This is a genomic window from Streptomyces sp. NPDC057623 (assembly GCF_042800355.1).
Taxonomy (GTDB): Bacteria; Actinomycetota; Actinomycetes; order Streptomycetales; family Streptomycetaceae; genus Streptomyces.
Window position 1 is genome coordinate 1 of sequence record NZ_JBHVGZ010000051.1, and the last position, 13,018, is coordinate 13,018.

Here is a 13,018-nt window from a genome sequence, read left to right on the forward strand (position 1 = left end):
CCGGCGCCGTTGTCGCCCAGGACACAGGTGACCCGGTTGGGGAACACCTTCAGGTCCACACCGTGCAGGGCACGGATGTTGCCGTAGGACTTGCCCGCCGCGCGCAGTTCGACGATCGGGGCGTCCTTCTCCGGGGCCTTGTCCTGGAGGATGGCACCGTGCGTGCCGGTCTTTTCGGTGGTCATTTCGGTCACCTCCTGGTCGCTGTGCGCTGGACCCACAGATTGATGAGGACGGCGCCGAGGAGCATCACGCCGAGGAACGCCTTGAACCAGTCGGGGTTCCAGCCGGCGTAGACGATGCCCTGCTGCACCAGGCCGAACATGAAGGCGCCGAAGACCGGGCCGATCGCGGAGCCGGCACCACCGGTCAGCAGACAGCCGCCGATGACGGCCGCGGCGATGTAGATGAGCTCCTGCCCCACGCCCTCACCCGACTGCACGGTGTTGAACGAGAACAGCTGGTGCATGCCGACGAACCAGGCGCCGAAGCCGACCAGCATGAACAGCGAGATCTTCGTGAAGTTCACCGGCACACCGACGGCCCGGGAGGACTCCTTGTTGCCGCCGACCGCGAAGATCCAGTTGCCGTACCTGGTCCGCAACAGCACCCACGTGGCCAGCGCCGCGAAGACCAGCCACCAGACGACGGTGATCTTCACGTTGACCCCGCCGACGTCGAAGGACGAAGCGAAGAGCGCCTTGGCCTGGTCGAAGCCGTCCATGTCGCTGATGTCGTCCGTGGCGACATTGCCGGTGATCAGCTTGGTGACCGCCAGGTTCACGCCCTGGAGGATCAGGAAGGTGCCGAGGGTGACCAGGAAGCTGGGCAGCCCGGTCTTGACCAGCACCCAGCCGTTGAACAGACCGACCGCGAGGGACACGACCAGGGCGACGATCACGCCGACCCAGACGTTCATGCTCAGCTGGTAGGCGACCATGCTCGCGGTCAGGGCCGAGGTGATGACGGCGACACCGGCCGAGAGGTCAAACTCGCCGCCGATCATCAGCAGGGCCACGGGCAGGGCCATGATCCCGATGGTCGACGACTGGTACAGGATGTTCGCCATCGAGCTGCCGTCACGCATGGTGGGGGCCGTGATGAGGAAGAAGATCAGTACCGCGACGGCGCCCAGGAAGACACCGACCTCGGGACGGGCGAGGAGGCGCAGCGCCAGCGGCCGCTCCTTGGTCCGCCCGTCGGATTCCTTGCCGGGGCCGGAGGCCGGCGGTGTGGTCACCGCCGGCTCAGCCTGTTGGGTCATGCTCATCACCGAGTGCCCTTCGCGGCGAACGCGTCGATCTTCTCGACGTTCGTCTTGTCGACGAAGGCCGGACCGGTCAGCACCGGGGCCTCGCCGCCGCCCATGTAGTTGCCGTTGTTCTTGTAGAGCCACAGCGAGTCGATGGCCAGGTAGCCCTGGAGGTAGGGCTGCTGATCGACGGCGAACTCGATGTCGCCCTTGCTGATCGCTCCGGTCAGCTGCTTGTTGAGGTCGAAGGTGGCGACCTTCGCCTTGCTGCCCGTCTCGTCCACGGACTGAGCGGCCGTCAGCGCGAACGGGGCGCCGAGGGCGACGACGTAGTCGATGTCGCTGTCCGTCTTGAGCTTGGCGGTGATCGTGGACTTCACGGACGGCATGTCCGTGCCGTTGACGTTCAGGGTCTCGGTCGTGCCCTCGAATGTCTTCTTCACTCCGTCACAGCGCTGGGTGAGGCCGATGTTGCCCTGCTCCTGGATGACGCAGACGGCCTTCTTGGCGCCCTCCTCGTTCAGGCGCTTGCCGAGCGCCTCGCCGGCCACCGTCTCGTCCTGGCCGAAGAACTCCATCAGGCCGAGCTTCTGCCAGTCGCTCACACCGGAGTTGAGGCCGACGACCGGGATGTTCGCCTTCGTCGCCTTGCTGACGACGTCCTTCATGGCGTCCGGCTTGGCAAGGGTGATCGCGATGCCGTCGACCTTCTGGTCGATCGCGTTCTGCACCAGGTTGGCCTGGTTGCCCGCGTTCGGGTCGGCGGAGTAGATCAGCTTGATGTTGTCCTTCGCGGCGGCGGCCTCGGCGCCCTTGCGGACGATGTCCCAGAAGGTGTCACCGGGCGCCTGGTGGGTCACCAGGGCGACGGTCATGCGGGGAGTGTTGGCCTTGCCGGCGGAGGCGTTCTCCCCGCCCTCCTCGGTCTGCTTGCCGCCAGAGCTGCTGGAGCAGCCCGCGAGGGTCAGCGTGACCGCGGCAGCCAGGGCCACCATGGGGGCCAGCTTGCGGGAGCGGGGGGTGTAGCGGTCCATCTTTCCAGCACCTCACTGTGCGACGGGGTGTGCGACGGGGGGAAAGGAATGATCACTGGATCCGTGGCCCGAACCCTTGGGAAAGTCCGGGTCGTGTGCCGTAGAACACTGCGGTTCGCTGACACGGGATCCAATCCCTGGATGCGCCCGCTGTCAATACTTTGTTAAGACATCATTTCACACTCAGGTCCGAATGTAAGTACAAACTATTGACAGCGTCGGCCTCCACGACCTAAACCTGGGAGGCGGCAGGCCCGATGGGACCCACACCCCCTGTCCAGCTCTAGGAGCGTTGCGCATGGCCGAGTCAGCCAAGTCCTTCGACTTGATCACGATGGGAAGGATAGGAGTCGATCTCTACCCCCTGCAGTCTGGCCTACCTCTGGCGCAGGTGGAGACGTTCGGCAAATTCCTCGGCGGCTCCGCCGCGAACGTCGCCGTCGCCGCCGCCCGGCTCGGTCGTGCCACCGCCGTGATCACGCGCACCGGCGACGACCCGTTCGGCGCGTACCTGCACGAGGCCCTGAAGGACTTCGGCGTCGACGACCGCTGGGTGACGCCCGTCGCGGCGTACCCGACGCCGGTGACGTTCTGCGAGATCTTCCCGCCGGACGACTTCCCGCTGTACTTCTACCGGCAGCCTAAGGCCCCTGACCTGGAGATACACTCCGACGAGCTGGACTACTGGGCCATCCGCTCGGCCCGCGTCTTCTGGATCACCGGCACCGGCCTGAGCGAGGAGCCGAGCCGCTCCGCCACCCTCGCCGCCCTCAAGGCGCGCGACAAGGCGGGCACCACGGTCTTCGACCTCGACTGGCGCCCCATGTTCTGGCGCGACCCGGACGAGGCCCGCCCGTACTACGCCGAGGCGCTGCGGCACACCACGGTCGCGGTCGGCAATCTCGACGAGTGCGAGGTCGCCACCGGCGTCCGCGAGCCCCGCGCCTGCGCCGAGGCACTGCTGGCGGCCGGAGTGGAGCTCGCGGTCGTCAAGCAGGGCCCCAAGGGCGTGCTGGCGGTGCACCGCGACGGGACGGAGGCCGAGGTGCCTCCGGTGCCGGTCGAGGTGGCCAACGGCCTCGGCGCGGGCGACGCGTTCGGCGGCTCGCTGGTCCACGGGCTGCTGTCCGGGTGGGAGCTGGAGCAGACCATGCGGTACGCCAACGCCGCCGGCGCCCTCGTCGCCTCCCGCCTGGCCTGCTCGTCCGCGATGCCCACCGAGTCCGAGGTCGAGGGCCTCCTCGCACAGGCGTCGTGAGGGCCTACCGAGCCATCCCTGAACGGAGCTTCCTTTGAGCATCAGCATCACCGACCTCACCGCGGTCAGAGCCCGGCACCCCGAGGCGATCGCCGAGGCCGCGGCCCGCCGGGTGCGCCGCCCGCTGATCGGCGACAGCGGCCGCCTGATGATCGTGGCCGCCGACCACCCGGCACGGGGCGCCCTGGGCGTCGGCGACCGACGGCTGGCCATGGCCAACAGGGCCGATCTGCTGGAACGTCTCTGCGTCGCGCTGTCCCGGCCCGGCGTCGACGGTGTGCTGGCCACCGCCGACATCCTGGAGGACCTGCTGCTCCTCGGCGTCCTCGACGACAAGGTTGTCATGGGCTCCATGAACCGCGGGGGCCTGGCCGGGGCGTCGTTCGAGATGGACGACCGCTTCACCGGCCACCGCGTCGAGGACATCGCCCGGCTGCGCTTCGACGCGGGCAAGCTGCTGGTGCGCATCGACTACCAGGACGCCGGTTCGCTGACCACCCTGGAGACCACGGCCCGCGCCATCGACGACATGGCCGCGCGGCAGCTCCCGCTCTTCGTCGAGCCGTTCATCTCCCGGCGGATCGACGGCCAGGTGCGCAACGACCTGTCCGCCGAGGCCGTCACCAGGTCGATCGCCATCGCGTCCGGACTCGGCGGCACCTCGGCCTACACCTGGCTGAAACTGCCCGTCACCCATGACCCCGACGACATGGCCGAAGTTCTTGAGACGTCCACGCTCCCCGTCGTCCTGCTGGGCGGTGAGGTCGGGGGCGACCAGGAGGGCGCGTACGAGCGCTGGCGCAAGGCGCTCAGGCTCCCCACCGTCCAGGGCCTGGTCGTCGGCCGCTCGCTGCTCTACCCGGCGGAGGGCAGCGTGGAGACGGCGGTGGACACGGCCGTCGGCCTGTTGTGACCCGGATTGTGAGGCGGAGAGACACGATGACGTACCACCTTCCCGCGGGAAAGGCGCTCGGCGGCCCCTACGTCGTGGACGTCACGCCCGAGAAGGCCGGCTGGGGCTACTCCAGCCTGCGGATCCTGGAGCTGCCGCCCGGCGGCTCGCACAGCTTCGACACCGGCGACAGCGAGTGGATCGTCCTGCCGCTGAACGGCGGCTGCACGGTCGAGTCCACCGACGACTTCGGCCATGACACCTTCCGGCTCACCGGCCGCGACAGCGTGTTCGGCGCCGTCACCGACTTCGCCTACGTGCCGCGCGATGCCCGTGCGACCGTCTCGTCGAGCGGCGGCGGGCGGTTCGCGCTGACCGGCGCCCGGTGCGGACGGCGGCTGCCCGCCCGGTACGGTCCGGCGTCGTCGGTGCCGGTGGAGCTGCGCGGCACCGGCAACAGCAGCCGTCAGGTGAACAACTTCGGCGCGGCCGGGGTCTTCGAGTGCGACAAGCTCATCGCGGTCGAGGTCATCACCCCGGGCGGCAACTGGTCGTCGTTCCCGCCGCACAAGCACGACGAGCACCGCCCCGGCGAGGAGTCGGTGCTGGAGGAGATCTACTACTTCGAGTTCGCCGACCACGAGGGCACCCCCGGCCTCGGCTACCAGCGTGTCTCCCCGTCCGGCCAGGGCCGGAACACCGACGTCCTGGCCGAGGTGCGCGGCGGCGACGTCGTGCTGATCCCCGACGGCTGGCACGGGCCCTCCATGGCCGTGCCCGGGCACCACATGTACTACCTCAACGTGATGGCGGGCCCCGAGGCCGACCGCGCCTGGCTGATCTGCGACCACCCCGACCACGCCTGGGTCCGCGGCACCTGGCCGGACCAGCCCGTCGACCCCCGTCTGCCCCTCTACACCGCTCCGTCCCAGTGAGGTCCCCGATGAGCCCATCCACCGTCCGCCTGACCGTCGCCCAGGCGCTGGTGCGGTTCCTGTCCGTCCAGTACACCGAGCGCGACGGCGTACGGCACCGGCTGGTCGCCGGCACCTGGGGCATCTTCGGCCACGGCAACGTCGCCGGCATCGGTCAGGCCCTCGTCCAGGCGGGCGAGGAGGTCATGCCGTACCACCAGGGCCGCAACGAGCAGTCCATGGTGCACGCGGCCGTCGGCTACGCCCGCCAGCTCAACCGCCTCTCCGCGCAGGCGGTGACGACGTCGATCGGTCCGGGCGCCACCAACCTGGTCACCGGCGCGGCCCTGGCGACGATCAACCGCCTGCCGGTCCTCCTGCTCCCCGGCGACTACTTCGCCTCGCACGCCCCCGACCCGCTGCTCCAGCAGCTGGAGCACCCGACCGAGGCGGACGTGTCGGTCAACGACACCCTGCGCCCCGTGTCCCGCTACTTCGACCGGATCACCCGCCCCGAGGCCCTGATCCCGTCCGCGCTGAACGCCATGCGCGTACTCGCCGACCCGGCCGAGACCGGCGCGGTGACGCTGGCCCTCCCCCAGGACGTCCAGGCGGAGGCGTACGACTGGCCGCGGGAGTTCTTCGCCGAGCGCGTCTGGTACGTACGGCGTCCCGCGCCCGACCCGGTCGAGCTGGCGGCGGCCGTCGAGGCGATCCGGGCCGCCGAGCGCCCGCTGATCGTCGCGGGCGGCGGTGTCCACCACAGCGAGGCCGAGGACGCGTTGCAGGCGTTCGTCGAGGCCACCGGCATCCCGGTCTCCTCCACCCAGGCCGGCAAGGGATCGCTGCGGTACGACCACCCCCGCGACCTCGGCGGCATCGGCCACACCGGCACCTCGGTCAGCGACGACATCGCCCGCGCCGCCGACCTGGTGATCGGCGTGGGCACGAGGTACACCGACTTCACCACCGCCTCCGGCACGCTCTTCCAGAACCCGGACGTGCGCTTCGTCAACCTCAACATCACCGGGTTCGACGCGCACAAGCTGGCCGCCCGGACGCTGGTCTGCGACGCGCGGGCAGGGCTCACGGCCCTGACGGAGGCACTTTCCGGCCACCGGGTCGACGCGGCGTACGAGGCCGAGTACGGCGCCGGCAAGGAGCGCTGGGACGCGGTCGTCGAGGCCGCCTACCGTGCCGACGACGAGAGTGCCGTACCGACGCAGACCCAGGTGCTCGGCGCCCTGGACGCGGTCGTCGGCGACGACGACGTGGTGATCAACGCGGCCGGTTCTCTCCCGGGCGACCTGCACAAGCTGTGGCGGTCCCGCTCGCCGCGCCAGTACCACCTGGAGTACGGCTACTCCTGCATGGGCTACGAGATCCCGGCCGGGATCGGCATCCAGCAGGCCGCCCCGGACACGGCCGTGTGGTCGCTGGTCGGCGACGGCACCTATCTGATGATGCCGACGGAGATCGTCACCGCGGTCCAGGAGGGCCTGCCGGTCAACGTCGTCCTGATCCAGAACCACGGCTACGCCTCCATCGGCGGACTGTCGTCCGAGGTCGGCGGCGAGCGCTTCGGCACCGACTACCGCTACCGGGCCGCCGACGGCACCTTCACCGGCGCCCCGCTCCCCGTCGACCTCGCCGCCAACGCGGCCAGCCTCGGCATGGACGTGCTGCGCGCCAAGACGGTGGGCGAGCTGCGCGAGGCGCTGGCCGCAGCCCGTGCCTCCGACCGGCCGACCTGCGTGTACGTCGAGACCGACCTCACGAACCCGAACGCGCCGGGCGCCGAGGCATGGTGGGACGTGCCCGTGGCCGAGGTCGCCTCCCGCGAGGCCGCCGTCGAAGCCCGCGAACGGTACGACCAGCACGTCACCGACCGTCGCCACCACCTCTGAACTCCCCGCACCCGACCCGCAGCTGAAAGGCCCTTGCGCACCATGAAGACCATCACCCACTGGATCGACGGCAAGCCCGTGGAGGGCGGCTCCGGCCGCTTCGCCCCCGTCTACAACCCGGCCACCGGCGCCCAGGAGAAGCAGGTCGCCTTCGCGACCGTCGACGAGGTGGACGCCGCCGTCGCCTCCGCCAAGGCCGCGTTCGAGAGCTGGGGCCAGTCGTCCCTGGCCAAGCGGACCGCGATCCTGTTCAAGTACCGGGAGCTGCTGGACGCGCACCGCGACGAGATCGCCGAGCTGATCACCGCCGAGCACGGCAAGGTGCACTCCGACGCGCTCGGTGAGGTCGCGCGCGGCATGGAGATCGTGGAGCTGGCCTGCGGGATCAGCGTGCAGCTGAAGGGCGAGCTGTCGACCCAGGTCTCGACCCGCGTCGACGTGGCCTCGATCCGGCAGCCGCTGGGTGTGGTCGCCGGCATCACGCCGTTCAACTTCCCGGCCATGGTGCCGATGTGGATGTTCCCGATCGCCATCGCGTGCGGCAACACCTTCGTGCTCAAGCCGAGCGAGAAGGACCCGTCGGCGTCGTACCGGCTGGCCGAGCTGGCCACCGAGGCGGGTCTGCCCGAGGGTGTGCTGAACGTCGTGCAGGGCGACAAGGTGGCCGTGGACCGGCTCCTGGAACACCCGGACGTCGAGGCGGTGTCCTTCGTCGGCTCGACGCCGATCGCGAAGTACATCCAGCTCAAGGCGGTCGAGCACGGCAAGCGAGTGCAGGCCCTGGGCGGCGCCAAGAACCACATGCTGGTCCTGCCGGACGCCGATCTGGACTTCGCCGCCGACCAGGCGATCAACGCCGCGTACGGCTCGGCGGGCGAGCGCTGCATGGCCGTCTCGGTCGTGGTCGCGGTCGGCGACACGGGCGACGAGCTGGTCGGCAAGATCGCCGAGCGCGCGAAGAACCTGCGCATCGGTCCCGGCAACGACCCGGCCTCCGAGATGGGCCCGCTGATCACGCGCGAGCACCGCGACAAGGTCGCCTCGTACGTGGCGAGCGCCGCCGAGCAGGGCGCCGAGGTCGTCGTCGACGGCACCGGCTACTCGGTCGAGGGACACCCCGAGTGCGCCGACGGCTTCTTCCTCGGTGTCTCGCTGCTGGACCGGGTGCCGCTGACGGCGGACGCGTACCGGGAGGAGATCTTCGGCCCGGTGCTGGCCGTGGTCCGCGCGGAGACGTACGAGGAGGCCATCAAGCTCATCAACGACTCCCGCTGGGGCAACGGCACCGCGATCTTCACCCGGGACGGCGGCGCCGCCCGCCGCTTCCAGCTGGAGGTCAAGGCGGGCATGGTCGGCGTGAACGTGCCGATCCCGGTGCCCGTCGGCTACCACTCCTTCGGCGGCTGGAAGGACTCGCTCTTCGGTGACCTGCACGTCTACGGCAACGACGGCATCGCCTTCTACACCCAGGGCAAGGTGATCACCACGCGCTGGCCGGACCCGTCCGACGGTGGCATCAACCTCGGGTTCCCCAGCAACTCCTGACACCTGACAGGGAGGTCGTCCCATGGCGAGGACCCGCGGCTCGACACGTGCCGTGTCCGCCTCCGCGCTGGACTCGGTGGACTTCGCCCTGGACCGGGGCAGTCCCGTGCCGCTGTACTACCAGCTCGCCCAGCAGCTGGAGGCGGCGATCGAGCACGGGGTGCTCGCTCCGGGCAACCTCCTGGGCAACGAGGTCGACCTGTCGGTGCGGCTGGGTCTGTCCCGGCCCACCGTCCGGCAGGCCATCCAGTCGCTCGTCGACAAGGGGCTGCTGGTCCGGCGGCGCGGCGTGGGCACCCAGGTGGTGCACAGCCAGGTGAAGCGCCCGCTGGAGCTCAGCAGTCTCTACGACGACCTGGAGGCGGCCGGGCAGGGCCCGACCACGGAGGTCGTCCGCAACGAGCGTGTCCCGGCGACCGCCGACGTCGCGGCCGCGCTCGGCATCGCGGAGGGCAGCGAGGTCACCCTGCTGGAGCGGCTGCGCTGCACGCACGGACAGCCCGTGGCCATCCTCTGCAACTACCTGCCCGCGAGCCTGCTCGACCTGGACACCGCCCGGCTGGAGTCGACGGGCCTGTACCGGATGCTGCGCGCGGTCGGCATCACCCTGCACAGCGCCCGCCAGACCGTCGGCGCCCGCAGCGCCACCGCGGAGGAGGCCGAGCGGCTCGACGAGAAGGAGGGCGCGGCGCTGCTGACCATGCAGCGCACGGCGTACGACGACACGGGCCGGCCGGTCGAGTACGGGACGCACATCTACCGCGCGTCCCGGTACGCGTTCGACTTCCAGCTGCTGGTCAGACCTTGAGGCTCGCGGTGAAGGGCGTGACCGGCCGCTCCAGGCGTTCCCCGTCCACGGTGATCTCGACCGCCTCGTTGTAGAAGGCCACGAGCCCCTGGACGGGGGCCACCGCGGCCAGCGGCTCGGCATAGCTCCAGACGATGTTCCGCGGGACCTCGCCCGCGCCGTGCCAGTTCCAGTACTGGGCCGTGCCCTTGTAGGGGCACCCGGTGCGATGGTCGGTGGGCTCGAACAGGTCCAGGCGGACGTCCTCGCGGGGCATGTAGTAGCGGGTCGGCAGCCCGGTCTCGAACAGGAGCACCGGCCGGAGCGTGTCCGCGACGACCGTGCCCTCGATCTCGACCTGTACATGGCGGCTGCTCGGCATGGCGTCCACCCGTTTGTGCGGGTCGCGCGGGTGGATGAAGATCTCTTCCTCCTCCTCGTACCAGTGGTCGAGGCCGCTCCCCCAGCGCCGGAACCACTCGAAGGAGACGTGCCCGGCGAGGTCGGCGGCGGGGAAGGTCCACGCCGCGTTCTCCACGTGTTGTCCGTCGACTTCGAGGTCGTAGAAGATCTGCGAGCCGGTGTGCTTGCCCGGGGACGGATTCCTGGCCGGGCGCAGGAGGTCCGTGCGGACCTCCTCGCGCGGGAACGTGTAGCACGGCACGGGCAGATCGGGTTCCCAGACCAGGACGGGGTGCCGGCTGTCGACGACGGTGACGTCGCCCTTGCGGCCGCGCACCCAGCGCTCGCTGGGCTCCCACAGGAGCCCTTCGGGGGTCGTACGGACGGACCGCTCGTTGGGGAACAGAGGCATGGCCACTCTCCTTCGACTCCTCTTCGGAGCGTACTCCCGGAGCGTTCGGTCGGCCGGGCGGTCAGTGGGCCGCGTCGAGCCGGGCCCGCTGGTCGGCGGTCAGCTCCAGGTCGACGGCGGCCAGGCTCTCCTCCAGCTGGGCCACGGACGACGCGCCGACCAGCGGGACGATCGGCAGCTCGGCGCCGATCTGCCAGGCCAGGACGACCTGGTTGACGGTGGCCCCGGTCTCCTGGGCGACCTCGCGCAGCACCTTCAGCCGGGCCGGGGTTCCCGGGTGGTCGAAGTCGCCGGGCAGCTCGACGTCCGAGCGGGTGTACGCGCCCTTCAGCAGCGGCGAGTACGCGACGAGGGTCAGCCCGGGCTCGGCCCGCAGATAGCTCAGCAGGTCGGGGCCGGCGTGGCCGAGGCTGCCGTCGGGGAACAGCCCGTCGGGGACGTCGAGGCGGGGCCGCAGATGGCTGTGGGCGTACTGGAGGACCTCGTAGCCTGGCAGGCCCGCCGCGGTGGCGAGGGCGCGGGCCCGCTCGACCCGCCAGGTCGCGTGGTTGCTGACGCCGAGGAGGCCGACCGTGCCTTCGGCGACCAGCTCGGCGAATCCCTCGACGGTCTCCCGCAACGGAACCCGCTGGTCCTCGATGTGGGCGTAGAGCAGGTCCAGCTTGGCCACGCCGAGCCGGTCGCGGCTGCGCTCGGCGGACTCACGGATCACCTTCGCCGAGAGCCCCTCCGGGTTGTCGACATAGCTGGTTCCGGGAGCCAGCGGGCGGGCGCCGAGCTTGGTGGCGATGACGATCTCGTCGCCGACGCCTCGGCTGCGGCGCCAGCGGCCGAGCAGTTCCTCGCTCTGTCCGCCCTGGCCGCCGTCGGTCCAGAAGGCGTAGTTGTCGGACGTGTCGACGAAGGTTCCGCCGGCCTCGGCATAGCGGTCGAGTACGGCGAAGGAGGTCTCCTCGTCGGTCCGTGAGCCGAACAGCATCGCGCCGAGCGCGAGGACGCTGACCTCGCGGCGGGTGTTCGGGTCGGTGCCGATGGTGCGGTACTTCATGGGTGCGTCCCCTCCCGTTCGTGCGCCCGGTCCGGGGCACGAACGGGAGTCTTCATCTTCAAGCGCACTTGAAGTCAAGGGTGTTCGCGGCGGATCGGCCCGACCGGTCCGTCCGCTCAGCTCGCGAACGGCCCCTCCAGCGCCGCCCACTGCAGCAGCATGATGGTCTTGGCGTCGGCGATCTCCCCGCTGCGGATCATCTCCAGGGCCCGGCGGAAGGGCAGTTCGACGATCTCGATGTCCTCGCCCTCCTCGTCCAGGCCGCCGCCCTCGTGGGTGCGGGTCGAGGGGCCGTAGGCGGCGGCGTAGAAGCTGACGCGTTCGGTGACCGAGCCCGGGCTCATATAGACGTCGAAGACGTGCCGCACGTCGCCGATGGTGTGCCCGGTCTCCTCCACCACCTCGCGCCGCACCGCGATCTCCGGGTGCTCGTCATCGTCGTCGAGCAGCCCGCCCGGCGTCTCGACGAGCATCCCGTCGGGGTGGCCGTTGACGTACACCGGGAAGCGGAACTGACGGGTGAGCAGGACGGTTTCGCGTTCGGCGTCGTACAGCAGCATGGTGGCCCCGTTGCCGCGGTCGTGCGTCTCGCGCTGCTGGGTGCTCCAGGTGCCGTCGGCGTGCTGGAAGTCGAAGGTCGTCGCGCGCTCGACGTACCAGTGGCTGGACAGCAGCTGTACGTCCCGCACCCTGACCCGCGCATTGCCCGTCAGGTCCCGGCCGACCCGGTCGAGTCCGGTGCGGCCACGGCGGTCGGGGGTGTCGATGCCGGCGGTCATCGGGCGCCGGCCGGCTGGATGAGCGAGTTGGTCATGGCCCGCTTCTACCATCCTTCAGTCCTCGACGTCCGCCTTGTCCACCACCTGCGCCGACGCGGGCGGCCGGACGTCCACCGGCTCGTCGAAGGCGCTGAACGACGTGGTGGTGACGTTCCCGCCGCCCTTGTAGACGGTCCTCAGCAGGTACGGCTTGCCCTCGGTGGCCACATAGAAGGTGTACGTCCCTTTGGCCTTGTCCGCCTTGTCCTTCACGTGCAAGGCGATCGCCTCCCGGTCGCCGACACGGGCGGCCGCACCCTTCTTCGGGGTGCCGAACGACTCGAACGTCCAGGTGCACGCGGCCAGTCCGGTACCGGGCCGCGCGTCCGCGGCGGGCACCTTCGCCCATTGCTTGGGCCGGACGTCGGCGACCGGCTTGCCGCTCCAGTTCTTCAGGTACGTCTCGTCCGGGCGGACGTAGTCGGTCTCGCCGATCCTGATCTGTTCGATGCTGCCGTTCGTGGCCCAGGTGGTCTTCGCCGTGCAGCGGTCCTCGAGGTCGGTCCTCAGGCGCATCGTGATGCCGCCGGTGCCGTTGTCCGGGGTGTTGCTCATGTCGACGGTCACGGAACGCAGGGCGCTCATCGTGTCGTTGGCTTCGTCGAGCAGGTCCGCCGCGGACTTCTCCGCGCCGCCGTCACCTGCCCCGCACCCGGTGAGCGCGGCTGCCGTGAGCAGACACACCAGCGCCGTCTTCATGGGTATCGCTCGCATCGAGGCCCCCGCCCGTCCCCACTATCAAGGGCCTC

General features: G+C 70.2%; 12 protein-coding genes and 1 pseudogene. 6 read left to right on the forward strand and 7 right to left on the reverse strand.

What is annotated here, in order from left to right; all coding sequences use genetic code 11:
* The 3 genes and pseudogenes from ACFU95_RS35745 to ACFU95_RS35755 form a co-directional block, all read right to left on the reverse strand.
* Positions 1-185: pseudogene (locus ACFU95_RS35745) on the reverse strand (sugar ABC transporter ATP-binding protein); the annotation flags it as partial.
* A 5-nt stretch (positions 186-190) separates the two neighbouring features.
* A complete protein-coding gene (locus ACFU95_RS35750; RefSeq protein ID WP_383836768.1) occupies positions 191-1,270 on the reverse strand; it encodes an ABC transporter permease in 1,080 nt (359 codons plus the stop codon).
* Positions 1,270-2,286 (reverse strand): sugar ABC transporter substrate-binding protein, encoded by a 1,017-nt coding sequence (locus ACFU95_RS35755; RefSeq protein ID WP_383836771.1) that lies wholly within the window; start codon positions 2,284-2,286, stop codon positions 1,270-1,272. The genes ACFU95_RS35750 and ACFU95_RS35755 overlap by 1 nt, the downstream gene beginning before the upstream one ends.
* A 298-nt stretch (positions 2,287-2,584) precedes the next feature.
* Here ACFU95_RS35755 and iolC point away from each other — a divergent pair, with 298 nt between their 5' ends.
* Genes iolC through ACFU95_RS35785 form a run of 6 tightly spaced genes read left to right on the forward strand, consistent with a single transcriptional unit; the run spans position 2,585 to position 9,610 of the window.
* Positions 2,585-3,544: a 5-dehydro-2-deoxygluconokinase gene (gene iolC, locus ACFU95_RS35760; RefSeq protein WP_383836774.1), complete on the forward strand. Its 960-nt coding sequence runs from the start codon at positions 2,585-2,587 to the stop codon at positions 3,542-3,544.
* Positions 3,545-3,578: 34 nt separating this feature from the next.
* Entirely contained in the window at positions 3,579-4,457 is an 879-nt protein-coding gene (locus ACFU95_RS35765; protein ID WP_383836777.1) for a deoxyribose-phosphate aldolase, read from the forward strand.
* 26 nt (positions 4,458-4,483) lie between these two features.
* A complete protein-coding gene (gene iolB / locus ACFU95_RS35770) occupies positions 4,484-5,371 on the forward strand; it encodes a 5-deoxy-glucuronate isomerase (protein ID WP_383836779.1) in 888 nt (295 codons plus the stop codon).
* An 8-nt stretch (positions 5,372-5,379) separates the two neighbouring features.
* Complete coding sequence (iolD, locus tag ACFU95_RS35775; RefSeq protein WP_383836782.1) at positions 5,380-7,257, forward strand: 3D-(3,5/4)-trihydroxycyclohexane-1,2-dione acylhydrolase (decyclizing); 1,878 nt, start codon at positions 5,380-5,382, stop codon at positions 7,255-7,257.
* 42 nt (positions 7,258-7,299) lie between these two features.
* Positions 7,300-8,802: a CoA-acylating methylmalonate-semialdehyde dehydrogenase gene (locus tag ACFU95_RS35780; protein WP_383836785.1), complete on the forward strand. Its 1,503-nt coding sequence runs from the start codon at positions 7,300-7,302 to the stop codon at positions 8,800-8,802.
* A gap of 22 nt (positions 8,803-8,824) precedes the next feature.
* Positions 8,825-9,610 (forward strand): GntR family transcriptional regulator, encoded by a 786-nt coding sequence (locus tag ACFU95_RS35785; RefSeq protein ID WP_383836788.1) that lies wholly within the window; start codon positions 8,825-8,827, stop codon positions 9,608-9,610.
* Here ACFU95_RS35785 and ACFU95_RS35790 read toward each other — a convergent pair.
* The 4 genes from ACFU95_RS35790 to ACFU95_RS35805 form a co-directional block, all read right to left on the reverse strand.
* Positions 9,600-10,403, reverse strand: a complete 804-nt coding sequence (locus tag ACFU95_RS35790) for a DUF427 domain-containing protein (protein WP_383836791.1) — start codon at positions 10,401-10,403, stop codon at positions 9,600-9,602. The genes ACFU95_RS35785 and ACFU95_RS35790 overlap by 11 nt on opposite strands.
* A gap of 61 nt (positions 10,404-10,464) precedes the next feature.
* On the reverse strand, positions 10,465-11,451 hold the full coding sequence (locus ACFU95_RS35795; protein WP_383836794.1) for an aldo/keto reductase: 987 nt from the start codon (positions 11,449-11,451) through the stop codon (positions 10,465-10,467).
* A 116-nt stretch (positions 11,452-11,567) separates the two neighbouring features.
* Positions 11,568-12,230 carry an NUDIX domain-containing protein gene (locus tag ACFU95_RS35800; RefSeq protein WP_383836797.1) on the reverse strand — a complete coding sequence of 221 codons (663 nt, stop codon included), beginning with the start codon at positions 12,228-12,230 and terminating at the stop codon, positions 11,568-11,570.
* Between the two features lie 54 nt (positions 12,231-12,284).
* Positions 12,285-12,983, reverse strand: coding sequence for a hypothetical protein (locus ACFU95_RS35805; protein WP_383836800.1), 699 nt, complete (start codon positions 12,981-12,983; stop codon positions 12,285-12,287).
* Positions 12,984-13,018: the final 35 nt, after the last annotated feature.

Coding starts and splice junctions, on each gene's coding strand:
- ACFU95_RS35750 (WP_383836768.1), bottom strand. CDS start 1,270: ATGAGCATGACCCAACAGGCTGAGCCGGCGGTGACCACACCGCCGGCC.
- ACFU95_RS35755 (WP_383836771.1), bottom strand. CDS start 2,286: ATGGACCGCTACACCCCCCGCTCCCGCAAGCTGGCCCCCATGGTGGCC.
- iolC (WP_383836774.1), top strand. CDS start 2,585: ATGGCCGAGTCAGCCAAGTCCTTCGACTTGATCACGATGGGAAGGATA.
- iolB (WP_383836779.1), top strand. CDS start 4,484: ATGACGTACCACCTTCCCGCGGGAAAGGCGCTCGGCGGCCCCTACGTC.
- iolD (WP_383836782.1), top strand. CDS start 5,380: ATGAGCCCATCCACCGTCCGCCTGACCGTCGCCCAGGCGCTGGTGCGG.
- ACFU95_RS35780 (WP_383836785.1), top strand. CDS start 7,300: ATGAAGACCATCACCCACTGGATCGACGGCAAGCCCGTGGAGGGCGGC.
- ACFU95_RS35785 (WP_383836788.1), top strand. CDS start 8,825: ATGGCGAGGACCCGCGGCTCGACACGTGCCGTGTCCGCCTCCGCGCTG.
- ACFU95_RS35790 (WP_383836791.1), bottom strand. CDS start 10,403: ATGCCTCTGTTCCCCAACGAGCGGTCCGTCCGTACGACCCCCGAAGGG.
- ACFU95_RS35795 (WP_383836794.1), bottom strand. CDS start 11,451: ATGAAGTACCGCACCATCGGCACCGACCCGAACACCCGCCGCGAGGTC.
- ACFU95_RS35800 (WP_383836797.1), bottom strand. CDS start 12,230: ATGACCGCCGGCATCGACACCCCCGACCGCCGTGGCCGCACCGGACTC.
- ACFU95_RS35805 (WP_383836800.1), bottom strand. CDS start 12,983: ATGCGAGCGATACCCATGAAGACGGCGCTGGTGTGTCTGCTCACGGCA.